Annotated in this window: 21 protein-coding genes and 2 pseudogenes; 1 reads left to right on the top strand and 22 read right to left on the bottom strand. The window is 58.7% G+C overall.

Translation table 11 applies throughout. From position 1 onward, the window contains the following. Positions 1 to 2: 2 nt before the first annotated feature. The 22 genes and pseudogenes from V6943_RS04585 to rpmH all read right to left on the bottom strand — a co-directional run bounded on the left by V6943_RS04585 (position 3) and on the right by rpmH (position 20,508). Complete coding sequence (locus V6943_RS04585) at positions 3 to 782, bottom strand: DeoR/GlpR family DNA-binding transcription regulator (RefSeq protein ID WP_131649131.1); 780 nt, start codon at positions 780 to 782, stop codon at positions 3 to 5. Between the two features lie 72 nt (positions 783 to 854). Then, positions 855 to 1,370: pseudogene (locus tag V6943_RS20355) on the bottom strand (methyl-accepting chemotaxis protein); the annotation flags it as partial. A 390-nt stretch (positions 1,371 to 1,760) separates the two neighbouring features. Continuing rightward, positions 1,761 to 2,708: pseudogene (locus tag V6943_RS20350) on the bottom strand (PDC sensor domain-containing protein); the annotation flags it as partial. A 406-nt stretch (positions 2,709 to 3,114) separates the two neighbouring features. Then, positions 3,115 to 4,479: a bifunctional UDP-N-acetylglucosamine diphosphorylase/glucosamine-1-phosphate N-acetyltransferase GlmU gene (glmU, locus tag V6943_RS04575; protein WP_131649133.1), complete on the bottom strand. Its 1,365-nt coding sequence runs from the start codon at positions 4,477 to 4,479 to the stop codon at positions 3,115 to 3,117. A 118-nt stretch (positions 4,480 to 4,597) separates the two neighbouring features. After that, positions 4,598 to 5,026 (bottom strand): F0F1 ATP synthase subunit epsilon, encoded by a 429-nt coding sequence (locus V6943_RS04570; RefSeq protein WP_131649134.1) that lies wholly within the window; start codon positions 5,024 to 5,026, stop codon positions 4,598 to 4,600. A gap of 80 nt (positions 5,027 to 5,106) precedes the next feature. Further along, positions 5,107 to 6,483 carry a F0F1 ATP synthase subunit beta gene (gene atpD, locus V6943_RS04565; protein WP_131649135.1) on the bottom strand — a complete coding sequence of 459 codons (1,377 nt, stop codon included), beginning with the start codon at positions 6,481 to 6,483 and terminating at the stop codon, positions 5,107 to 5,109. 30 nt (positions 6,484 to 6,513) lie between these two features. Next, positions 6,514 to 7,377 carry a F0F1 ATP synthase subunit gamma gene (gene atpG, locus V6943_RS04560; protein WP_340552736.1) on the bottom strand — a complete coding sequence of 288 codons (864 nt, stop codon included), beginning with the start codon at positions 7,375 to 7,377 and terminating at the stop codon, positions 6,514 to 6,516. A gap of 50 nt (positions 7,378 to 7,427) precedes the next feature. Continuing rightward, positions 7,428 to 8,972 (bottom strand): F0F1 ATP synthase subunit alpha, encoded by a 1,545-nt coding sequence (atpA, locus tag V6943_RS04555; protein ID WP_102826748.1) that lies wholly within the window; start codon positions 8,970 to 8,972, stop codon positions 7,428 to 7,430. 15 nt (positions 8,973 to 8,987) lie between these two features. Next, positions 8,988 to 9,524: a F0F1 ATP synthase subunit delta gene (locus tag V6943_RS04550; RefSeq protein ID WP_181105457.1), complete on the bottom strand. Its 537-nt coding sequence runs from the start codon at positions 9,522 to 9,524 to the stop codon at positions 8,988 to 8,990. Between the two features lie 12 nt (positions 9,525 to 9,536). Further along, positions 9,537 to 10,007 (bottom strand): F0F1 ATP synthase subunit B, encoded by a 471-nt coding sequence (locus V6943_RS04545; protein WP_131649139.1) that lies wholly within the window; start codon positions 10,005 to 10,007, stop codon positions 9,537 to 9,539. A 92-nt stretch (positions 10,008 to 10,099) separates the two neighbouring features. Continuing rightward, complete coding sequence (gene atpE, locus V6943_RS04540) at positions 10,100 to 10,327, bottom strand: F0F1 ATP synthase subunit C (RefSeq protein WP_003290909.1); 228 nt, start codon at positions 10,325 to 10,327, stop codon at positions 10,100 to 10,102. 70 nt (positions 10,328 to 10,397) lie between these two features. Beyond that, on the bottom strand, positions 10,398 to 11,270 hold the full coding sequence (atpB, locus tag V6943_RS04535) for a F0F1 ATP synthase subunit A (protein ID WP_131649140.1): 873 nt from the start codon (positions 11,268 to 11,270) through the stop codon (positions 10,398 to 10,400). A 14-nt stretch (positions 11,271 to 11,284) separates the two neighbouring features. Beyond that, positions 11,285 to 11,683 carry a F0F1 ATP synthase subunit I gene (locus V6943_RS04530; protein ID WP_231752265.1) on the bottom strand — a complete coding sequence of 133 codons (399 nt, stop codon included), beginning with the start codon at positions 11,681 to 11,683 and terminating at the stop codon, positions 11,285 to 11,287. A 133-nt stretch (positions 11,684 to 11,816) separates the two neighbouring features. After that, positions 11,817 to 12,689 carry a ParB/RepB/Spo0J family partition protein gene (locus V6943_RS04525; protein ID WP_181105458.1) on the bottom strand — a complete coding sequence of 291 codons (873 nt, stop codon included), beginning with the start codon at positions 12,687 to 12,689 and terminating at the stop codon, positions 11,817 to 11,819. Positions 12,690 to 12,698: 9 nt separating this feature from the next. After that, on the bottom strand, positions 12,699 to 13,487 hold the full coding sequence (locus V6943_RS04520) for a ParA family protein (protein WP_181105459.1): 789 nt from the start codon (positions 13,485 to 13,487) through the stop codon (positions 12,699 to 12,701). Positions 13,488 to 13,505: 18 nt separating this feature from the next. Next, positions 13,506 to 14,153, bottom strand: a complete 648-nt coding sequence (gene rsmG, locus V6943_RS04515; RefSeq protein ID WP_340553030.1) for a 16S rRNA (guanine(527)-N(7))-methyltransferase RsmG — start codon at positions 14,151 to 14,153, stop codon at positions 13,506 to 13,508. After that, positions 14,153 to 16,045 (bottom strand): tRNA uridine-5-carboxymethylaminomethyl(34) synthesis enzyme MnmG, encoded by a 1,893-nt coding sequence (mnmG, locus tag V6943_RS04510; RefSeq protein ID WP_340552735.1) that lies wholly within the window; start codon positions 16,043 to 16,045, stop codon positions 14,153 to 14,155. The genes rsmG and mnmG overlap by 1 nt, the downstream gene beginning before the upstream one ends. A 572-nt stretch (positions 16,046 to 16,617) precedes the next feature. Then, positions 16,618 to 17,985 carry a tRNA uridine-5-carboxymethylaminomethyl(34) synthesis GTPase MnmE gene (mnmE, locus tag V6943_RS04505; RefSeq protein ID WP_340552734.1) on the bottom strand — a complete coding sequence of 456 codons (1,368 nt, stop codon included), beginning with the start codon at positions 17,983 to 17,985 and terminating at the stop codon, positions 16,618 to 16,620. A gap of 64 nt (positions 17,986 to 18,049) precedes the next feature. Next, positions 18,050 to 19,720 (bottom strand): membrane protein insertase YidC, encoded by a 1,671-nt coding sequence (gene yidC, locus V6943_RS04500; RefSeq protein ID WP_131649146.1) that lies wholly within the window; start codon positions 19,718 to 19,720, stop codon positions 18,050 to 18,052. A 2-nt stretch (positions 19,721 to 19,722) separates the two neighbouring features. Next, positions 19,723 to 19,968: a membrane protein insertion efficiency factor YidD gene (gene yidD / locus V6943_RS04495; protein WP_131649147.1), complete on the bottom strand. Its 246-nt coding sequence runs from the start codon at positions 19,966 to 19,968 to the stop codon at positions 19,723 to 19,725. Further along, positions 19,961 to 20,356, bottom strand: coding sequence for a ribonuclease P protein component (gene rnpA / locus V6943_RS04490; protein ID WP_131649148.1), 396 nt, complete (start codon positions 20,354 to 20,356; stop codon positions 19,961 to 19,963). The genes yidD and rnpA overlap by 8 nt, the downstream gene beginning before the upstream one ends. Before the next feature lie 17 nt (positions 20,357 to 20,373). After that, entirely contained in the window at positions 20,374 to 20,508 is a 135-nt protein-coding gene (gene rpmH, locus V6943_RS04485) for a 50S ribosomal protein L34 (RefSeq protein WP_019340723.1), read from the bottom strand. Between the two features lie 511 nt (positions 20,509 to 21,019). Between rpmH and dnaA the strand changes: the two genes are divergently transcribed. Continuing rightward, positions 21,020 to 22,471, top strand: a complete 1,452-nt coding sequence (gene dnaA / locus V6943_RS04480) for a chromosomal replication initiator protein DnaA (protein ID WP_340552733.1) — start codon at positions 21,020 to 21,022, stop codon at positions 22,469 to 22,471. The last annotated feature ends 1 nt before the right edge of the window (position 22,472 follow it).

Below are 22,472 nucleotides of genomic sequence, written 5' to 3'. Positions count from 1 at the left end.
GGTCAGGTCTCCTGATGGGTTCCGATGGCTGCGCAGATCAGCTTGATGCCGCGAGCCTGAATACTTGAACGCGCCTCGGCAGTGAGGCGGTCGTCCGTTATGAGGGTGTGGATGTCGCCCCAGGGCAACTCCAGATTGGGGATGCGCCGTCCGATCTTGTCGGATTCGGCCAGCACGATGACTTCGCGCGCCACTTCAGCCATGACACGCGAGAGGCCAAGTAATTCGTTAAAAGTCGTGGTGCCGCGCTGCAGATCGATGCCGTCGGCACCGATGAACAGCTGATCGAAATCGTAGGAACGCAGCACCTGTTCCGCCACCTGCCCCTGAAAGGACTCGGAATGCGGGTCCCAGGTGCCACCCGTCATCAGAAGGGTCGGTTCGTGTTCCAGTTCACGCAGGGCATTGACCACGCTCAGCGAGTTGGTCATCACCAGCAGGCCATGCTTGTTGCCCAGTTCAGGAATCATCGCGGCGGTGGTGGTGCCGCTATCGATAATGATGCGCGCGTGTTCGCGGATACAGCCGACGGCGCCTCGGGCGATGGCTTGCTTCCACGGCGAAACCGGCTGTGAACTGCCGATGAGTTCCTGCGGCAAGGGCACCGCGCCACCGTAGCGGCGCAACAGCAGGCCGTTCTTTTCCAGCGCCGCAAGGTCCTTGCGGATAGTCACTTCGGAGGTCTCGAAACGTCTGGACAGCTCATCGACGCTCACCTCGCCCTGCTCGTTGAGCATGGCAAGGATGGCGTGGCGTCGTTGAGGAGTGTTGCGCTTCGACATGCTTAAGTTTCGATTCGAAAGAAAAACGCGCGAATCAAAACCTAAACTAGCAGCGCCGTCAACTCCCAGTCATCAAACCCGGAAGTAACTCATCAGACTTTGCTGATGATTGGCCAGCTGATTCAGCGCCTGGCTGACGCGGGCCGATTCGTCCGCCTGGCCAGACAGCGATTCGGTAACGTCGCGGATACCAGCCACGTTGCGGTTTATTTCTTCGGCTACCGCACTTTGCTGCTCGGCTGCGCTGGCAATCTGCAGGTTCATGTCGGAAATCACCGCCACCGCGTCGCCGATCTTGCGCAGCGCAGCGACGGCATTGCCTACCTGATCGACGCTGCCCTGCGCCTGAGCATGGCTGCCTTGCATCGCTGTGACCACGTCGCGAGTTCCGCTCTGCAGACGTTCGATGACCTGACGGATTTCTTCGATGGATTCCTGGGTGCGTCGAGCGAGGTTGCGAACTTCATCGGCCACCACGGCGAAACCACGCCCGGCCTCGCCTGCCCGCGCCGCCTCGATAGCGGCATTGAGCGCCAGCAAGTTGGTCTGCTCGGCGATCGAGCGAATCACTTCGAGCACCGAGCCGATCTGTTCGCTGCTAGCGGCCAGTGTTTCGACCTGTCCCATGGCATGGTTCAGTTCACCGGCGAGGCCGTCGATGCTACGCGTGGTGTGATCGATGACACCCAGCCCTTCGTGCGTTGCCTGATCGGCTGCCCGTGCGGCCTCCGCTGCCTGCGCAGCGTTGCGCGCGACATCCTGCGCCGTGGCGCTCATTTCATGCGATGCGGTCGCTACCTGCTCGACTTCGCGGAACTGTTGCTGCATGCCGGCGCTGGTCTGCATGGCGATCGCTGCAGACTGGTCGGCGCTGCTGCGCGCGTCCTGAACCGAGCGCTGCACATCGGCGATGGTTGGCTGCAGCTTGTCGAGAAAACGATTGAACCATCCGGCCAGCTCGCCCAATTCATCCTCTCGGGTGTATTCCAGTCGTCGGGTGAGATCGCCCTCGCCACTGGCGATGTCCTTGAGCATCGCCGCCACGCCTTCGATAGGACGGGTCACGCCCCGCGCGGTCAGCCACATCAGCGCCAGGCCCAATAACACCGCACCGAGACCGATAGCTAGGGCGATCATGCTGTTCTCCTGGCTCTGAGCCTGCAGCGTCTGCTCCAGACGCGCTGCCGGAGCAAGCAGCACCTGACGTGGCACCTCCAGCAGAATCGCCCAGGGTTCGAGTTCCGGCACTGGCTGTACGGGTTGCAACACCCGCAGCATGTCGCCATCGCCGAGCAGCACCGGCTTGCCGGCATCGACCACGCGGCCGATCGCCTCGCTCTCGGCACCGAACGCGGCGCTCAACGGTTTGCCGAGCAGACCGGCGTCGCGACTATGGCCGGCCAGAAATCCGGCAGGACTGATCACGCTCAGATGACCTTCGCCCTGATAAAGAACCTGTTGCGCCTCCTGACTGAGCTGCTGCAGCGAAGCCAAGCTGATATCAACACCGACGACGCCGATGACCTTGCCGTCTTCTATCAGGGGGAAGGCGACGCTGGTCATCAGCAGCGGTTTCCCTTCCACCTCGTCGAAATAAGGCTCGAGTACACAGACCCGGGCGCTGTCGCGCGGGCAACTGTACCAGGCGTTGTAGGGTGCGCCCGTGATGCTGGATGAGGTATCGGCGAGTTCCTCTTCGCTCATGGTCTCAGCACTGAGTTGGCCAGGCTTGCGCTGCGACCAGTACAGCGAAAATCGTCCGGTGTCGTTGCCGCCCATTTCGGCGTTGTCTATGAACATGCCATCCCTGTCGTCCAGCGCGTCGGCCTCGAACACCACGTAAAGGCCGATCAGGTCGGGATTGGCTTCCAGCGCCGTCTTGATCTGATGGTGCAAATCCTCACGAAGCTCGAAGGCGTTGGCCATACGCTCGATGGCCTGCTCGCGCAGGGACAGCACCTGACGGACGATACCCTGGCCGTACTGATAGGCATCGTTGAACTGTCGCTCGATGCGCAGAGCCTGCGCCAAGCCACGCGCTTGCAGATTGTTGCGTGCGGACTCCTCTAGCATGGCACCGCTAGATGCGCTGACCAGAACGGTGGCCTGACGCGATTGATAGAGCGAAGCGCCGACCAACAGGCCGACGATGAGCAACAGACATAGGCCAGCCAGCAGAGTGAGCTTCCACTGGATGGACAGGCGGGTAAGGGCGGGCATCATCGCTTCCTCGTGACGTTATGCCCTTAAGGATCGACCAGACATCCCATCCCTTGAGTACCGCCTGTAAGAACACCGAAGCGCAGCGAGCCCTAGCTGCGCATCATCAGTGTTATTTGCGCGTTTTCTGCGGGCGTTGCCAGCCCTTGACCAACGCCTGCCGAGCCCGCCCGAGTGCCAGAGTACCTGCCGGCACATCGGCCGTGATCACGGAACCGGCGCCCGTGGTAGCGCCATCACCGAGGTTGACCGGGGCAACCAGCGAGCTGTTGGAGCCGATGAACACGTCCTCGCCCAGCACCGTGCGGTATTTGTTGGCACCGTCGTAATTGCAAGTGATGGTGCCGGCGCCGATGTTGGTCCGTGCGCCGATTTCGGCGTCACCGAGATAGGCCAGGTGGCCAGCCTTGGCGCCTTCGCCCATGCGCGAATTCTTTACTTCGACGAAATTGCCGACGTGCGCTTTGGCCCCCAGCACCGCTCCGGGACGCAGGCGCGCGAATGGCCCGCAGTCGGCGCCCTCGCCCAGCTCGGCACCTTCCAGATGGCTGTTAGCTTTGACCACCGCACAGCGGCGCAGCGTGCTGTCGCGGATAACGCAATTGGGTCCGATCTCCACGCCATCCTCAATCACCACTCGGCCTTCGAGGATTACGTTCACGTCGATCAAGACATCGCGGCCGACACTCACTTCGCCACGCAGATCGAAGCGTGCCGGGTCGCGTAGCGTGACTCCCTGAGCCATCAGACGGCGCGCCGCACGCTGCTGATAGTGCCGCTCGAGCTCAGCCAATTGAATGCGATCGTTGGCGCCCTGTACTTCCATCGCATCCTGCGGCTGCTCGGTAGCGACCGTCAGCCCATCGGCGACGGCCATGGCGATCACATCGGTCAGATAGTATTCGTCTTGTGCATTGCTGTTGGAGAGCCGTCCCAGCCAGTCGCCCAGTCGCTCACCCGGAACCGCCAGAATGCCGGTGTTGCCTTCGGCTATCAGCTTTTGTTCGGGCGACGCGTCCTTGTGTTCGACAATCGCCTGGACCACGCCCTGACCGTCGCGCACGATCCGGCCATAACCGGTCGGGTCGGTCAGCTTCACCGTCAGCAACGCAAGCTGCTGCGGGCCGACCTTGTGCAGGAGTCGTTCGAGCGTCGCCGCCTCGATCAGCGGCACGTCACCATAAAGGATCAGCACCCGCTCTGCCGTGAGCGCCGGAAGTGCCTGGGCAACCGCGTGTCCTGTTCCCAACTGCTCGGCCTGGACCACGAAATTCAGATCGTCCGCGGCCAGGCGCGCACGCACCTGCTCGGCGCCGTGACCGATCACCACGTGGATGGCTTTGGGCTCGAGCCCTCGGGCGGTCTCGATCACATGACCCAGCATGGACTGACCGGCAACCGGGTGAAGTACCTTGGGTAGAGCGGAGCGCATGCGCGTGCCCTGACCGGCAGCGAGAATGACGATATCGAGTGACATGGCAGATCCTGAATCGTGACCCTGGGGCCGACGCAAAAGAAGTTTTTACGAAAAACGAAAAAGAAAAAGGGTAGCCAAGGCTACCCTTTTACTCGCGCACGATGAAGCAGTCAGCGGATCAACCGCGACCGTACTTCTTGCGCATCGCCTCGATGGTCCGCAGCTGCGCGGCAGCTTCAGCCAGACGAGCAGCAGCCGAGCCGTAATCGAACTCAGCACCCTTCTCGTGCAGGGCCTTCTCGGCGGCCGTCACGGCAGCCTGCGCCGCCGCTTCGTCCAGATCCTTGGCGCGCGTAGCGGTATCAGCCAGCACCTTCACCATGTTCGGCTGAACTTCGATGAAGCCGCCGGAAATGTAGAAGATCTCTTCGGTGCCACCCTGCTTGATCACTCGCACCGGACCGGGCTTGAGATCGGTCAACAGTGGAGCGTGGCCCGGCAGAATGCCCAGATCACCCAAGTGACCATGAGCGACGACCATCTCTACCAGCCCCGAGAACAGCTCTTCTTCCGCACTGACGATGTCACAGTGGACTGTCATAGCCATACTTATGCCTCGGTAATCAGCTCGACCCGCGACGGGTGCCGCCGGTCTAGCTTATTGGCGCCCGCGAGCGGGCGCGCCAGTTACAGTTTCTTGGCCTTCTCGATGGCTTCGTCGATGCCGCCAACCATGTAGAACGCCTGCTCCGGCAGATGATCGTAATCACCGTTCAGGATGCCGGCGAAGCCACGGATGGTTTCTTTCAGCGAGACGTACTTGCCAGGCGAACCGGTGAAGACCTCGGCCACGAAGAACGGCTGGGACAGGAAGCGCTGGATCTTACGAGCACGGGATACCAGCTGCTTGTCGGCTTCGGACAGTTCGTCCATGCCCAGGATCGCGATGATGTCCTTCAGTTCCTTGTAGCGCTGCAGCACGTACTGAACGCCGCGAGCGGTGTCGTAGTGCTCCTGGCCGATCACGTTGGCGTCCAGCTGACGCGAGGTGGAATCGAGCGGATCGACCGCCGGGTAGATACCCAGGGAAGCGATGTCACGCGACAGAACCACGGTGGCGTCGAGGTGGGCGAAGGTGGTCGCAGGCGACGGGTCGGTCAAGTCGTCCGCAGGAACGTAAACAGCCTGAACGGAGGTGATCGAACCACTCTTGGTGGAGGTGATGCGCTCCTGCAGAACGCCCATTTCCTCGGCCAGAGTCGGCTGGTAACCCACCGCGGACGGCATACGGCCCAGCAGTGCAGATACTTCGGTACCGGCCAGGGTGTAGCGGTAGATGTTGTCGACGAACAGCAGAACGTCCTTGCCTTCGTCACGGAACTTCTCGGCCATGGTCAGGCCAGTCAGTGCTACGCGCAGACGGTTTCCTGGGGGCTCGTTCATCTGGCCGTAGACCAGCGCAACCTTGTCCAGAACGTTGGAGTCCTTCATCTCGTGATAGAAGTCGTTACCTTCACGAGTACGCTCACCGACACCGGCGAACACGGAATAACCGCTGTGCTCCATGGCGATGTTACGGATCAGCTCCATCATGTTTACGGTCTTGCCAACACCGGCACCGCCGAACAGACCGACTTTACCGCCCTTAGCGAATGGGCAAACCAGGTCGATAACCTTGATGCCGGTTTCCAGCAGCTCGTTACCGCCAGCCTGCTCGGAATAGCTCGGCGCCGCGCGGTGGATACCCCAGCGCTCTTCTTCACCGATGGGACCGGCTTCGTCGATGGGGTTACCCAGTACGTCCATGATCCGGCCCAGGGTGGCAGTACCCACCGGTACGGAGATGGCAGCGCCGGTGTTGCTGACGTCCAGACCACGCTTGAGGCCTTCGGTCGAACCCATGGCGATCGTACGGACAATGCCGTCGCCCAGCTGCTGCTGGACTTCCAGGGTGGTTTCAGCGCCAGTCACTTTCAGCGCGTCATAGATACTCGGTACCACATCGCGCGGGAATTCCACGTCGATAACGGCGCCGATGATTTGAACGATACGTCCGCTACTCATGTTTGGTTCCTCTGAATATTTGAACCGTTCTTAAACCGCGGCAGCGCCGCCGACGATTTCCGAAATTTCCTGCGTGATCGCAGCCTGACGGGCCTTGTTGTAGACCAGTTGCAGATCGCTGATCAAATCACCGGCGTTATCGGTTGCGTTCTTCATGGCGATCATCCGGGCGGCCTGTTCGGCAGCACCATTCTCGACCACGGCCTGGTAGACCTGGGACTCGATATAGCGAACCAGCAACGCATCCAGCAACAGGCGGGCGTCGGGTTCGTACAGGTAATCCCATTTGCCTTTCGGCGCGGTCTGATCGTCACTCGCGGCCAACGGTAGCAGCTGTGCTACGGTCGGCTTTTGCGTCATGGTGTTGATGAACTTGTTCGACACCAGGTAGAGACGGTCCAGACGGCCCTGATCGAAAGCATCCAGCATGACCTTGACGCTGCCGATCAGATCGTTGATCGACGGCTCTTCGCCAAGCCCGCTGACTGCCGCGACCACGTTGCCGCCAAAGCTGCGGAAGAAGCTTGCGCCCTTGTTACCGATCACGCACAGGTCGGCTTCGACTTTACTGTCGTGCCATTCCTTCATGTTCTTGATCAGCGCCTTGAACAGGTTGGTGTTCAAGCCACCGCACAGGCCACGATCGGAAGAGACGACGATATAACCGACACGCTTGACCGGACGCTCAACCATGAACGGATGACGGTATTCCGGGTTGGTATTGGCCAAATGACCGATTACCTGCTGGATCCGCTCCGCATAGGGACGGCTGGCAGCCATGCGCATCTGTGCCTTGCGCATCTTGCTGACCGCCACCTTTTCCATGGCGCTGGTGATCTTCTGCGTGCTTTTGATGCTCGCAATCTTGCTGCGAATCTCTTTTGCGCCTGCCATTTGACACCTATCGGGTTAGCAAGCGGGAGCCTCGCGGCTCCCGCTGCGGCTTACCAGGATTGGGTGGCCTTGAACGACTCGATACCGGCCTTGATGCCCGCGTCGATTTCGTCGTTGAAGTCGCCCTTCACGTTGATCTTGTCCAGCAGAGCGACGTGCTCATGGTGGAAATAGGCAATCAACGCCTGCTCGAAGGCACCGACCTTGGCTACTTCGATATCCTGCAGATAGCCACGCTCGGCTGCATACAGGGACACCGCCATGTCAGCAATGGACATCGGCGCGTACTGCTTCTGCTTCATCAGCTCGGTGACACGCTGACCATGCTCGAGCTGCTTGCGGGTCGCTTCGTCCAGGTCAGAAGCGAACTGGGCGAATGCGGCCAGCTCACGGTACTGAGCCAGGGCGGTACGGATACCACCGGACAGCTTCTTGATGATCTTGGTCTGAGCGGCGCCACCGACGCGGGATACCGAGATACCGGCGTTGACGGCCGGGCGGATACCTGCGTTGAACATCGACGACTCGAGGAAGATCTGACCGTCGGTGATCGAAATCACGTTGGTTGGAACGAACGCGGATACGTCACCGGCCTGAGTTTCGATGATCGGCAGAGCGGTCAGGGAACCGGTCTTGCCTGTCACGGCGCCGTTGGTGAACTTCTCGACGTACTCTTCGGAAACGCGCGATGCACGCTCCAGCAGACGGCTGTGGAGATAGAACACGTCGCCCGGGTAGGCTTCACGTCCTGGTGGACGACGCAGCAGCAGGGAAATCTGGCGGTAGGCCACAGCCTGCTTGGACAGATCGTCATACACGATCAGCGCGTCTTCACCGCGATCGCGGAAATACTCGCCCATGGTGCAACCGGCGTACGGAGCCAGGAACTGCAGTGCAGCCGACTCGGAAGCCGAAGCGGCAACGATAATGGTGTTGGCCAGCGCGCCGTGCTGCTCGAGCTTGCGTACCACGTTGGCGATGGTCGACTGCTTCTGACCAATCGCGACGTAGACGCACTTGATGCCGCTGTTGCGCTGGTTGATGATCGCGTCGATAGCCAGAGCGGTTTTGCCGATCTGACGGTCACCAATGATCAGCTCGCGCTGACCGCGACCAACCGGGATCATTGCATCGACCGACTTGTAACCGGTCTGTACCGGCTGGTCGACCGACTTACGCCAGATCACGCCAGGGGCGACCTTTTCAACCGCGTCAGTTGCCTGCGCGTTGACCGGGCCCTTGCCGTCAACCGGGTTGCCCAGTGCATCGACTACGCGACCCAGCAGCTCCGGACCTACCGGAACTTCCAGTACGCGACCGGTGCACTTGGCGCTCATGCCTTCGGTCAGGCTCTGGTAGGCACCCAATACCACGGCGCCGACGGAGTCCTGCTCCAGGTTCAGGGCCATACCGAAGACGCCGCCAGGGAACTCGATCATTTCCCCATACATCACGTCGGCAAGGCCGTAAATGCGCACGATACCGTCAGAAACGCTGACGACGGTGCCTTCGTTACGCGCTTGGGCAGACACGTCGGAACTACCGATGCGCTGCTTTATGATTTCACTAATCTCGGAAGGATTCAGTTGCTGCATGCCACGACCCTCAAATCAGGATTTCAACGATTCGGCCAACTGGCTCAGTTTGCCGCGGACCGAACCATCGACAACCACATCGCCGGCGCGGATGACAACGCCGCCGATCAGCGCAGGGTTCACGACCTGCTGGGGGTTGACGGTACGATCTAGCCGCTTCGACAAGGCGGCAGCCAAGGTTTGGAGTTGCGCAGGGGTCAGCTCGAAAGCTGTCTGCACTTCAACGTCGAGTGTCTTTTCGGCCTCAGCCTTGAGTTCCTCGAACAGCTCCCGGATGGTCGGCAACACGTCCAGGCGATCATTGTCGCCAAGCGTGGAGACGAAGTTACGGAAGGCTTCATCGACGTCGCTACCGAGCAGCTGAACCAGCGTCTTGACCTTGTTTTCACTGGTCAGACGAGGATTCTTCAGCAGTTCGGCAACGTCGGGAACTTCAACGGCGACCGCAGCCAGGCTCAACATGCCCGACCACGCCTCGATCCGGCCAGCCGCGCTGGCGAACTCGAACGCGGCCTTTGCGTATGGCCGAGCAAGCGTCTGGGTATTGATCATCGCTTGCCTCGCTTAGAGTTGGGAGGCCAGTTTTTCGACCAGATCGTTGTGCGCCTTGGCGTCCACCTGGGACTCCAGGATCTTCTCCGCACCCATCACGGCCAATACCGCTACCTGATTGCGCAGTTGCTCCTTGGCACGATTCACTTCCTGCTCGATTTCGGCGCGGGCGCCGGCTACCAGTCGCTCACCTTCGGTGCGCGCCTGTTGCTTGGCTTCCTCAACGATGGCATTGGCCTGCTTGTTGGCCTGCTCAAGAATCTGGGCAGCTTGCCCCTTGGTCTCGCGGAGGGTGTTGGAAACCTTTTCCTGAGCCAATTTTAGGTCTTGCTGCGCACGGCCTGCGGCGTCCAGCCCTTCGGCAATTTTCTTCTGGCGTTCCTGCATGGCCTTGGTGATAGGCGGCCATACGAACTTCATGCAGAACCAGACGAAAATAGCGAAAGCGAACGTTTGACCGAACAGCGTCAAGTTAATGTTCACAGCGATATACCTCGTGCTATCTCGTTCGACGCGGTTGTCAATTCCACGGCAACGGGGCTCGGCGAGCGAACCCCATCAGGAACCGGAATGTATTAGCCAGCGACAACGAAGATGAGGTACATCGCGATACCAACACCGATCATCGGTACGGCGTCGAGCAGACCGGCCATCAGGAAGGTCTTGGTTTGCAGCTGAGGAGCCAGCTCGGGTTGACGAGCAGTGGATTCCAGCAGCTTGCCACCCAGCAGGGCGAAGCCGATGCCAGTGCCCAGGGCACCCAGACCGATCATGATAGAGGCGGCGATGTAGACGAGTTCCATGTAAAGCTCCTGAAGCTAAGGGGGTTAAGGTTTTTCGGGTAAAGCAAAAACGTTTCGAACGATTCAGCTGTTATGGCGTGAGCTCGGCATGCCCATGATCTTCATGTGCAGAGCTCAGGTACACCACGGTCAGAACCATGAAGATGAACGCCTGCAGCGGGATTACCAGGATGTGGAAAATCGCCCAGGGTACATTCAGGGTCCACTGCACGTAGAACGGCAGCAGCGCAATGAGGATGAATACCACCTCACCGGCATACATGTTGCCGAACAGACGCAGAGCCAGGCTCAGCGGCTTGGTCAGCAGACCGAGGATTTCGAGAAACAGGTTGAACGGAACCAAAGACCAGTGGTTGAACGGGGTGAAGGCCAGCTCCTTGGTGAAACCACCGACGCCCTTGACCTTGAAGCTGTAGAACAGAATCAGGATGAATACACCCAACGACAGGCCGAAGGTGCCGTTCGGGTCGGCAGTCGGGACGATCTTGAAGTAGGGCAGGCCAAGCAGCGTGGCCAGACCCGGGATGTAATCCACCGGAATCCACTTCAGGCTATTCATCAGGAACACCCAGACGAAAATGGTCAAAGCCAGTGGCGCAATAAGCGCGTTGCGACCGTGGAAAGTATCCTTCACCACGCCTTCGACGAACTCGACGCACATCTCCACGAAGTTCTGCAGGCGCCCCGGAATGCCAGCGGTTGCGCCCTTGGCGGCCATGCGGAAAATCAGGACGAAGATCAGGCCCATGAACAACGACCACCCGAGCGTATCGAGATGGACGGCCATGAAGCCCATGTCGCGGGCTTCAGTGCCCGTTTGGGCGATGGTCCAGGTAGCCTGGTCGACCACCGAGCCGTCTGCGCGAACGTAACCTTCCGGCAATTTTCCGTAAGTCAGATTCTGTAGGTGATGCTGGATGTATTCCGCCGGGGTACTCGCCATAAACGCCTCAGTGTTCAATGCTTCGGATTATTTTTCATCAGCAGGAGGGCGCTCGCTCCAGCGCCAAGAACCATCAGATACCCGGCAAACAACGCTACCGGTTCCAGCGGTTTCACTCCCACAAACACCAGCGCGAATAGCGCTGCTGCCAGAATCTGTTTACCCATCTCGCCAGCCCACAATGACTGAACGATGGCCTTTGCCGAACGCGCGCCGAAATAACGAAACGCCTTGAACGCAAAATATGTATTGCCCAATAGAGCTATCAAACCGCCCAGCAGGCCTGAATAGCCCGCGACCATACCAAAAAAAACACCACAAAAAATGCCGGTGACCGACGCAACGAGCGCCTGTACCACCAGCACACGTACTACAGGCATCCGATGGAGAGGTGTTCTGTTACGTATATTCACCTACAACCCACCGCCAAATACCTACGCCATCTGAAATGACAGCAGTCAAAAAAGCGCCGCGAGTATAGGAGCAGCCCCAACGGCGTTCAACCTTCCGGTAGTTATTTCCGATCGGCACTACATATATTTTGTATCAACGAATGTGCGCCAGCACACCTTGCAACTCATCCAGCGAATTGTAGCGGATCACCAGCTGTCCCTTGCCCTTTTCGCCATGCTTGATTTGCACCGGAGAACCTAAGCGCTCGGCTAGTCGCTGTTCTAGGCGAACAATGTCAGGATCGCTCTTCGGCTCGGCTTTCGTGCCCTTGCTGCCATTGAGCCATTGCCGGACTAGCGCCTCGGTCTGGCGTACCGTCAGCCCGCGTGCGACAACATGACGCGCGCCTTCGACCTGCTGTTCAACGGGTAACCCCAGCAATGCCCGCGCATGCCCCATTTCTAGATCGCCATGAGACAGAAGCGTCTTGATTTCTTCAGGCAAGGAGATCAGACGCAACAGGTTACTGATGGTCACCCGAGACTTGCCCACCGCGTCAGCGACTTGCTGCTGGGTTAACTGAAATTCCTGTTGCAGCCGTTGCAATGCCACAGCTTCTTCGATCGGATTGAGATCTTCGCGCTGGATGTTTTCGATCAGAGCCATGGCAATGGCCGCTTCGTCCGAGACTTCGCGTACCAATGCCGGAATTTTCTCGAGCCCCGCCTGTTGGCTGGCACGCCAGCGCCGCTCGCCTGCAATGATCTCGTAGCGGCCCGAACCGATCGAGCGAACGACGATCGGCTGCATCAAGCCTTGGCTACGTATCGAATTCGCCAATTCATCGAGGGTCACCGGGTCAATATCGCGACGCGGCTGATACTTGCCCCGTTGAATGACGTCGAGAGGCAACTGTTGCAGCTCGCGCTCGTCGACCTGAGCGGTCTGTTGCTGCGCCGTTGTCACATTGGCGCCGCCGAGCAGGGCATCCAGTCCGCGTCCTAGGCCTCGTTTTTTGGTCGCCATGAAAATTCCTTATGCGGTTACGCTGCGGGCGGCTCGACGCTGACGACGCGACAGTTCGCCCGCCAGTGCCAGATAGGCCAAGGCGCCCTTGGATTGCTTGTCATAGACCAAAGCCGGCATGCCATGACTGGGCGCTTCGGCCAGTCTCACATTGCGCGGGATGACGGTGTCGTAGAGCTTCTCTCCGAAATGCGCCTTGAGCTGTTCGGTGACATCGTTGGTCAGGCTGCTACGCGGATCGTACATGGTGCGCAACAGGCCCTCGATTTTCAGCGAAGGATTCAACGCCTGACCGATGCGCTGAATGGAATTGACCAGGTCGGTCAGACCTTCGAGGGCGTAATATTCGCACTGCATCGGAATGATCACGCCGTCCGCCGCTGTCAGGGCGTTGATGGTCAGCATCGACAAGGAAGGCGGACAATCGATGAGGATGTAATCGTAGTTCTCGCGTACCGGCGCAAGCGCCTCGCGCAGGCGGTTTTCCTTGGCCGGCAGGTTGAGCAAGGCGACTTCCGCGGCCGTCAGATCACGGTTGGCCGGCAATAACTGATACCCACCGTGCTCGGAAAACTGCATCGCATCGATCAAGTTGCATTCGCCGATGAGAACGTCATAGATCGAATAGTCCAGACTCAACTTATCCACACCACTTCCAGTGGTAGCGTTGCCCTGTGGATCAAGATCGATAAGCAAGACGCGACGGCGTGTCGCAACCAGCGAAGCGGCGAGATTGATGCAGGTGGTGGTCTTGGCGACACCGCCCTTCTGGTTGGCGATGGCAAATACTTTAGCCATGGTCAGTGTCTGTCCGAGTCATGAAATGCGGCGCAGTATCAACAGATGGCGTTGCCCTTGGCAACCGGGAACCTTGAGAACCAAGCAGCGCTCCAGGTGAAAATCATCAGGCATCGCCTGTAGCTCATCATCCGGCTGGACGCCTTTCATGGCTAGCCAACGTGTGTCGATATCACCCAGGTGGCGCGTCCAGTCGGCAAAGTCACGCAGCGAGCTGAAAGCCCGGGACGTGATACCAGCAAAAGGCTGCTCCGGCCTGAACTCTTCGACGCGGCTGTGGGCAACTTCGAGATTTGCGAGTTTCAGCTCAAGCTTGACCTGCATCAGAAAGCGGGTCTTTTTGCCGTTCGAGTCGAGCAGTGTGAAGCTGCGCTCGGGAAACAGAATGGCCAGCGGTATGCCAGGCATACCGCCGCCGCTACCCACATCGAGCCAGCGCGAGCCGCCCTGCTCTACATGCGGCGCGACGCTGAGGCTATCGAGCAGATGCCGCGAAACCATTTCCGCCGGATCGCGCACGGCGGTCAGGTTGTAGGCCTTGTTCCACTTGTTAAGCAGCCGCAAATAGCCGAGCAGCTGCTCTTGCTGGGTTTCGTTCAGATCGACACCCAGCAAGGCCGCACCCTGCTTGAGTTCTTCGGCGTAGCGGGCGTATTCGGCGTCCATCAAGCACTTTGCTCCAGCTTCTGACCGGCGTTGCGTTTTTTCAAATGGATCATCAGGAGCGATACGGCGGCCGGCGTGACGCCGGGTATCCGCGAAGCCTGGCCTAGCGTCTCGGGGCGCGCCTGGGAAAGCTTATGCTGGATCTCCTTCGACAAGCCGCTGATGGTCGCGTAATCCAGGTCCGCCGGTAGCACCACGCTTTCGCTGGCGCGCAGGCGGACTATCTCCTCCTGCTGGCGATCAATGTATCCGGCGTACTTGGTCTTGATCTCGACTTGCTCGGCGACCTGCGGATCCTCGACCCCAGCGCCGGTGAGCTGAATCAGGCTGCGGTAATCGATCTCCGGCCGCGCAAGCAGATTGAGCAGGCTGTACTCGTGGGTCAGCGGTGTGCCGAAACGCTCGGCGATGGCATCGCCCTGCGGAGTGGCAGGACGCACCCAGGTGCCTTTCAGACGCTGCTCTTCCTGAACGATACTTTCGCGCTTGCGCTCGAACGCCGCCCAGCGAACATCATCCACCAGTCCTAAATCCCGGCCTTTTTCCGTCAATCTAAGGTCGGCGTTGTCCTCGCGCAGTATCAACCGATACTCGGCGCGAGATGTGAACATGCGATACGGCTCCTGGGTTCCCAGGGTGATCAGATCGTCGACCAGGACGCCCAGGTAGGCTTCGTCGCGACGCGGACACCAGCTGTCTTTGCCTTGCGCGCGCAAGGCCGCATTGGTACCGGCCAGCAAACCTTGTGCGCCGGCTTCTTCGTAACCCGTGGTGCCATTGATCTGACCGGCAAAGAAAAGGCCGCCGATGACCTTGGTTTCCAGGCTGTACTTCAGATCGCGAGGATCGAAGTAATCGTATTCAATGGCATAGCCAGGTCGAACGATGTGCGCCTGCTCCATCCCGCGAATGCTCTGCACGATCTGCAACTGAACATCGAATGGCAGCGAAGTGGAAATACCGTTGGGGTAGAGCTCATGGGTAGTCAGGCCTTCGGGCTCGATGAAAACCTGGTGGCTGTCCTTGTCGGCGAAGCGATGAATCTTGTCCTCGATCGACGGACAGTAGCGCGGCCCGACGCCCTCGATGACTCCGGAGTACATCGGCGAGCGGTCGAGATTGGCCGCGATGATTTCATGAGTTTTGGCGTTGGTGTGAGTAATCCAGCAACTGACCTGCTCGGGATGCTGCGCCGCATGCCCGAGGAATGACATCGGCGGAATGGGGCTATCGCCCGGCTGTTCGGTCATCACCGAGAAATCGACGCTGCGGCCGTCGATACGAGGCGGCGTTCCGGTTTTCAGACGACCAACGCGAAGCGGCAATTCGCGCAGACGTGCAGCCAGAGCGATGGATGGCGGATCGCCAGCGCGCCCACCGGAGTAATTCTGCAAACCAATGTGGATAAGTCCGCCAAGAAAGGTCCCGGTCGTCAGAACAACCGACTCGGCGAAGAAACGCAGGCCCATTTGCGTAATCACACCTTTGACTTGATCCGCCTCGACGATCAAATCGTCAGCAGCCTGCTGAAATATCCACAGGTTCGCCTGATTCTCTAGCGTCTCCCGCACCGCAGCCTTGTAGAGCACACGGTCGGCCTGCGCACGCGTAGCGCGAACCGCCGGACCCTTGCGGCTGTTGAGCACGCGGAACTGTATCCCGCTCTTGTCGGTGGCGGTCGCCATGGCGCCGCCTAACGCGTCGATTTCCTTGACCAGATGACTTTTGCCGATGCCGCCAATGGCCGGATTGCAGCTCATCTGCCCTAGCGTCTCGACGTTATGAGTGAGCAGCAATGTCTTCACGCCGATTCGAGCGGCTGCCAAAGCAGCTTCGGTACCGGCATGGCCACCGCCGATAACGATGACGTCAAAACGGGAAGGGAAATCCACCACGCACCTCGTGCCTGTTCAGATGAGTTCTGGGAAACGCGCAAGTATAGGGGCTGGGGGGGTTCGAAAGAAGTCCTTTGAACAAAAAATGACCAGCTGCAGCTCCAGGCATGACAATGTCAAACAGACGCATCATAGAAAAATAGAGAAAAGTATTTAAAGCTTATTTTTATGTTTATAAATAAGAACGAAATTTCTGTGGATAGATTAACCGAAGCCCCGTGATTAAAGGATTCTAGCGCTTTAAAAGGTTGTGTTGATGCTGGGCTCTACCCGTGCGCTAACAGTTCATAGGCTGTGTATGAAAGGACAAGTTATGCACAGGGCTATCTGAATGCTTGTTCTTCAACTGGTTATGGACCGATCTTAGGCATACTTTTCCACAGAGCTTAGCCATAGGGTTTTGGCGAGCTTGGCGCGGCTTTGGGGAGCCAATGGAATCGGTGGGTAGGGTTGAAGAGCATTGGCGATTATTAATGATGGGGTTCCCGCAGGCAGCCAGAGCCAAGGACGGCGGCGTTCAAGCGCACGAGAGTTGGCGAAGCCTAAGACCCGTCGAGCGAGGCTTAGGGCTACTTACCAATACAGAAGCTAGAAAATATGCGGCCCAGCAGATCGTCCGAGCTGAAGGCTCCAGTGATCTCGCCAAGCGCCTGCTGGGCTTGCCGCAGGTCTTCGGCCAGCAGCTCCCCCGCTCCAGCGAGCGTGAGCTGGGCATGGCCATGCTTCAGATGCTCCGCAGCCTGTCGCAGCGAATCCAGGTGTCTGCGACGGGCACTGAAACCACTCTCGGCGGTCTGGTCATAGCCCATGCAGTCCTTTAGATGATCACGCAGCATTTCAAGGCCGTCACCTGATCTCGCCGAGAGGCTCAGGGTGGTGTAGCCGTCAGGATCGATCGCAAGCGTGGCGCCTTCGCCGGTCAGGTCAGCCTTGTTGCGGATGAGGGTGGTTTTGGTGCGGTCCGGCCTGATGGTGAGAACCTCAGGCCAACCTGACTCGCCAGCGTCGCCGGATGCTGCGCTGGCATCCATCACCAGGAGTATCCGGTCGGCGTCTTCGATGGCCTTGATGGCGCGTTCCACTCCGATGCGCTCCACTTGATCATCGGTATCTCGCAAGCCGGCGGTATCGATGATGTGCAACGGCATACCGTCGATATGAATGTGCTCGCGAAGCACGTCGCGCGTGGTGCCTGCGATATCGGTGACGATCGCCGCTTCCCGACCGGCCAGTGCATTGAGCAGGCTGGACTTTCCAGCATTGGGACGACCGGCGATCACGACGTTCATACCCTCACGCAGCAGCGCGCCCTGACCGGCTTCACGGATGACCTTGCTCAGCTCCTCTCTGACACCTTGTAGCAAGGCCAGCACCCGGCCGTCGGCCAGGAAATCGATTTCCTCTTCCGGGAAATCGATCGCCGCCTCCACGTATATCCGCAGCTGGATGAGTTTTTCCGTCAGTTGATGCACCCGCCGGGAAAACTCGCCCTGCAACGAGCGCACAGCGTTGCGGGCGGCCTGGGCGGAGCTTGCTTCGATCAGATCGGCGATCGCCTCGGCTTGCGCCAGGTCCAGCTTGTCGTTGAGGAAAGCCCGCTCGCTGAACTCGCCGGGGCGAGCCAGACGCGCGCCCAACTCCACGCAGCGGCGCAATAGCATGTCCATCACCACCGGGCCACCGTGCCCCTGCAGCTCCAGTACGTCTTCGCCGGTAAAGGAATTAGGACCTGGAAAAAACAGCATCAGACCTTCATCGATGACCTCCCCGTCGTCGGCATGGAACGGACCGTAATGCGCATGGCGGGCAGTCGGTTCCCGGCCACTGAGGGTGATGGCCACCGCTTTCGCCCGTGGCCCGGAAACACGCACGACTCCGATTCCCCCTCTTCCCGGTGCGGTGGCGACTGCGGCAATGGTTTCACGTTCGTGATTCATGCGTCTCTCCAGCGGATCCAAAGCAAAACGCCCCAATCAAGGGGCGTTCTGTTGGTTCAGTAGATCAGGCTGCGGCCTGTCTCTCTATCTTGCGGGTAATGTACCACTGCTGCGCGATCGACAAGACGTTGTTGACGACCCAGTACAGCACCAGACCTGCCGGGAACCACAGGAAGAAGAAGGTGAAGATGACAGGCAACAGTTTCATCACCTTGGCTTGCATCGGATCCGGCGGTGTGGGGTTCAGCTGCTGCTGGATGAACATGGTCACGCCCATGATGATCGGCAGGATGAAGAAAGGATCCTTGATCGACAGGTCGGTGATCCAGAACATCCAGGGCGCCTGGCGCATCTCGACGCTTTCCAGCAGAACCCAATAGAGCGCAAGGAAAACCGGCATCTGCACCAGGATCGGCAGACAGCCGCCCAGCGGATTGATCTTCTCTTTTTTGTACAGCTCCATCATCGCCTGGGACATCTTCTGGCGGTCATCGCCGAACTGTTCCTTGAGTGCCTGCATCTTCGGCGACACCGCACGCATGCGCGCCATCGACCTATAGCTGGCGGCCGACAGCGGGAAGAACGCGAGCTTGATGACGATGGTCAGTACGATAATCGACCAGCCCCAGTTACCCAGCAGCGCGTGAATGTTTTCCAGCAGCCAGAAGATCGGTTGGGCGATGAACCAGAGGATGCCGTAGTCGACGGTCAAACGCAGGCCGGGGGAAAGTTCCTCGAGCTTGTCCTGACTCTTGGGACCGGCATAGAGAGTCGCGGCTGCTTCACCCTGGCTACCGGGAGCCACCGCAATTGCGGGACCGGTGAAACCGATGATGTAGTTGCCTTGGCTATCCTTGCGCGTCTGTACCTGGTTGGTCTGATCGGGCGCAGGAATCCAGGCGGTCACGAAATAGTGCTGCAACCAGGCGATCCAGCCGCCGTCGACGGTTCTCTTCAGGTTCTGGTCGTCCATGTCGCCCATAGACACTTTGGTATAGGGCTCGTCCTTGGTCCACAGTGCCGCGCCTAGATAGGTTGCCGTGCCGGTTGCCGTGCTCGAAGAGGGATCGCCACTGTCGTCGCGCTTGAGCTGACCAAACATGTAACCAGTCCAGGCCTTCTGGCTCTGGTTGTCGATCAGGTAACGCACGCCCAGATCGTAATCGCCACGATCGAAGGTGAAACGCTTGGTGTAGTTGACGCCATCTTCGCTGTACTTCAGGTCGACGACGAGCTGATCCTGCCCTTCGGCGAGCTGATAGTTCTGTTGCTCGCTGCTATACAGCGGGCGGCCGCTGGCTTTGTCTGGACCATCGCCAATCAGCCCGCTCTGAGCTTCGTACGTCCGCTCGGCGCTACGCTCGAAAAGCTGGAAAGGAACGTCCGGTCGATCCTGGCGGCGAGGAAACTCTGGCAAGCGCAGGTCGACGATGTCACCGCCACGTGGATCGATCGCGACATCGAGGACATCGGTACGCACACGGATGAGCTGAGAACTGGCCTGAGTCTCAGGAAGCGCGCTGGCCGACTGCTCGCCAGCCACAGCAGGAATGTCACCCTGCGAACCTTCAGCAGTAACGGTGGTTGGCGTCTCGGGTAGCTGAGTGGCCGAAGATTGTTCCTGATTTGTCTCAGCAGGCAGAGCAGCCTGACCATAGTCCTGATTCCACTGAAGAACCATCAGGTAGGCAACGACTGCCAATGCGACAAGCAGGATCGAGCGTTTGATATCCATGGTTACTCGGTCATCGAAGATGAATTGGAGGTGTTGTTGGAAGGCACGGGATCATAGCCGCCCGGATTCCATGGATGGCAACGGCCAAGCCTGCACAGGCTCAGCCAGCCACCGCGCAGCAGGCCATGATTCTCGATGGCCTCTTGTGCGTAGCAGGAGCAACTTGGGTAGAAACGACAATGGCTCGCCATCATGGGGCTGATGGCGTACCGGTAGATCCGAATCGGAATCAAGGCCAGTTTACGCATGAGCGGACTTGCTCTGTTCCGGACTGCCGGCGGTCTGGGAGGGTGTGCGGGACAACCGCCTCCAGAGTTTGGCGAATTGCCGTGCCAGTTCGGGATTATCCAGATCAGCCAATCCCTTGCGAGCGATAACCACGATGTCCCACCCCGTCAGTTCCATCTGGTGGAGACGAAAGGTCTCACGCAGTTGCCGCTTGATGCGATTGCGTTCAACCGCGAGCTTGACGCTCTTCTTGCCGATCACCAGCCCGATTCGGGGGTGTGGCAGTTCGTTTTCGCGCACCAGGAGCAGGACGTTCCTGCCCGGTAACTTGCCGGAAGGGGAGTCGAAGACTGTTTTGAACTGACGCGGGGTCAGCAATCGCTTTTCCCGAGCGAAGTCTCGACTCACTACCTGTTCCGACGTGTTCAGACTGCCAGGCGCTTACGACCTTTGGCGCGACGGCGCGACAGGACGGCACGGCCGTTCTTGGTGGCCATACGAGCACGGAAACCGTGTGTGCGAGCGCGCTTGAGGGTGCTGGGTTGGAAAGTGCGTTTCATGATGCGTTTACCTGGTGATCCGTTGCGGGCCGGAATGGCCCCCTTTTAAGAGACCGGCGATTGTAGAGAAGCCGCGCTGCGAGGTCAATTTCCAACCAGCGCCGTCGAAGACAAATAAATATAGATAAAAAGAAATTAAAGCTTTTTTTACTACAGAGCCTATAAATGGTGCATACGGTTTCTGTGGATAACCCTCTACAGCCCAGCACAGCCGCCGTATCAGGCGTTCCTAAACTCTCTTCGTAAACGGTGCGTTCCCGGTGGGAACGTATTTAATTTCCTGTGGATATTTTTGCATGTTATCAACAGTCCATTTCTTCACCGAGCTTTGCACAGGCTTATCCGGAACCCTAACGGAGGGTTATCAACAGCTCTTAGGCCCTGTACTGAGAATGTTACCGGCTATTTTTATGCCTGACTTCGCCTCAATAGAGATGCTGACTGTGGATAACAGGGCTGGCCATGGCTACAATGGTTGCCGTTTGAAGCTCGACAGCGTCTAGGAGATTCCGTGTCGGTGGAACTTTGGCAGCAGTGCGTTGACCTCTTGAGAGATGAGCTGCCGGCCCAGCAATTCAACACGTGGATCCGTCCGCTTCAAGTCGAGGCCGAGGGGGACGAACTGCGCGTATACGCACCTAATCGATTCGTTCTTGATTGGGTCAACGAAAAGTATCTTTCCCGTTTGCTTGAGTTGCTATCGGAACGCGCTACCGGTCCGGCACCTTCGTTGTCTCTATTGATAGGGAGCAAACGTACAGCTGCCGCCGCGCTCCCTTCTGCATCGATGGCCCGCGCTCAGCTGCAGGCCACCGTTTCTGCCGTTCCCTCGCAAGCGGCACCTTCGGAACCCGCTACTGTTGCACCTCTATCTGCTCCGCCACCAGTAGCTGCACCTGCGCGTGCGGAGCGTAACGTCCAGGTCGAAGGTGGACTCAAGCACACCAGTTATCTCAACCGGACCTTTACCTTCGAAAATTTCGTCGAGGGTAAGTCCAACCAGCTGGCCCGCGCTGCTGCATGGCAAGTTGCCGACAATCCCAAGCATGGCTACAACCCGCTGTTTCTCTATGGTGGGGTGGGCCTCGGTAAAACTCACTTGATGCATGCGGTGGGCAACCACCTGTTGAAGAAAAATCCCAACGCCAAGGTTGTCTATCTTCATTCGGAGCGTTTCGTCGCCGACATGGTCAAGGCGCTGCAGCTCAATGCCATCAATGAATTCAAACGCTTCTATCGCTCGGTGGACGCGCTGCTGATCGACGACATTCAGTTCTTCGCCAAGAAAGAGCGCTCCCAGGAAGAGTTCTTTCATACCTTCAATGCGTTACTGGAGGGTGGGCAACAGGTGATTCTCACCAGTGACCGCTATCCGAAGGAAATCGACGGACTTGAAGAAAGACTCAAGTCCCGTTTCGGCTGGGGCCTGACGGTTGCTGTCGAGCCGCCGGAGCTCGAGACGCGGGTGGCGATCCTGATGAAGAAGGCTGACCAGGCCAATGTGGATCTGCCACATGATGCTGCGTTCTTCATTGCGCAGCGGATCCGCTCGAATGTGCGTGAGCTGGAAGGCGCACTGAAGCGCGTCATCGCTCACGCTCATTTCATGGGCCGCGATATCACCATCGAGCTCATTCGAGAGTCCTTGAAGGACTTGCTTGCTCTACAGGACAAGCTGGTCAGTGTGGATAATATTCAGCGCACTGTCGCTGAGTACTACAAGATAAAAATCTCCGATCTGCTGTCGAAGCGACGTTCTCGCTCAGTGGCGAGACCGCGTCAGGTCGCGATGGCTTTGTCCAAAGAGCTCACCAACCACAGCCTGCCGGAAATCGGCGATGCGTTTGGTGGGCGCGATCACACGACCGTGCTTCATGCCTGTCGTAAAATTGCTGAACTTCGTGAATTGGATGCTGATATTCGCGAAGATTACAAAAATCTGCTGCGTACTTTGACAACCTGAA

This window comes from Pseudomonas sp. CBC3 (assembly GCF_037967085.1).
GTDB lineage: Bacteria > Pseudomonadota > Gammaproteobacteria > Pseudomonadales > Pseudomonadaceae > Stutzerimonas.
This window is presented reverse-complemented; position numbering and strand designations above follow the sequence as displayed.